The sequence below is a fragment of the Alcanivorax sp. HI0044 genome (assembly GCF_001634945.1).
In genome coordinates this window covers 1-904 of sequence record NZ_LWEZ01000293.1, presented here as the reverse complement: position 1 = coordinate 904, position 904 = coordinate 1, and the positions used below count along the sequence as shown (strand labels likewise).

The following is a 904-nucleotide window of genomic DNA, read 5'->3' as shown; positions in this document are numbered from 1 at the left end:
GGCGATCGTCTGCGGCGATTTTCGCCCACAAAAAAGCCGCTCTTGATGATCAGGAGCGGCTTTTTTGTGGAATTCGAATGGTGCCGGAACGCGGAATCGAACCGCGGACCTACTGATTACGAATCAGTTGCTCTACCGACTGAGCTATCCCGGCATGCCCGTTGTGCGGGGCGGGCGCTAGTTTAGCAGGCCGCCCGCTGCAGGCAAGCAGGAATCAGGCTTCCTGCTTGATGCCGGCCAGTTTGCGGGCATGCCACTTCTTCTTCTCCACATCCATGCCGCGCAGAATCTGAATTCTCTGGGCTTGCGGGCTGCCTGCTCCGTGCATGGATTCGGTGAGGTAACCCACGGCGTTGCGGCCCAGGGTCATGTTTTCGATCAGCCTAAGGATGCGCATGCGGTCCTCGGTGGGGATGTCTTCGCGGCCTTTGAGGAAGCGACGAATGATGTCTCCGGCTTCTTCATTTTCCAGGTCCTGTTCGCTGGGCATGGTGACCATGATACCGCCGGCCAGATCCTGGGCGAGGCGGGAAATCTCGTAGGGGAAACGGGTCACGTTGTGCTTACACACGTTGGCCAGCATGGTGTCATTCATGAAGATGCCGCTGGGCATCTTCTTCGCTTCGTGGGAGCTGGCGATGCCGGAAGAGTAGATGGTTTCGTTGAGATGGGTCATTTCCACCAGCTTGTCGCGGATGTGGCTGACTTTTTCCAGGCCGTTGTATTCCACGATGGATGCCGCTGCACCGACCATGACATCGCCCAGGCCGGTTTTGCAGACATAACTGGCGCGGTGATAGGCAGTGAAGCGGCTGACCAGCTCCTGGGCGAATTCGTATTCGCCGTCCATGAACACGTGAGTGTGGGTAATGGACACATCATCGAAGTACACAAGCACTTCCTG

1 protein-coding gene and 1 tRNA gene are annotated in these 904 nt (G+C 57.4%); both read right to left on the bottom strand.

The genetic code is table 11. The features are described from left to right. Window positions 1-78 precede the first annotated feature (78 nt). Window positions 79-154, bottom strand: a tRNA-Thr gene (locus A3730_RS03590). Window positions 155-214: 60 nt separating this feature from the next. Then, the coding region (locus tag A3730_RS03585) for a 4-hydroxyphenylacetate 3-hydroxylase C-terminal domain-containing protein (RefSeq protein WP_304439456.1) at window positions 215-904 on the bottom strand (690 nt) is incomplete at its 5' end.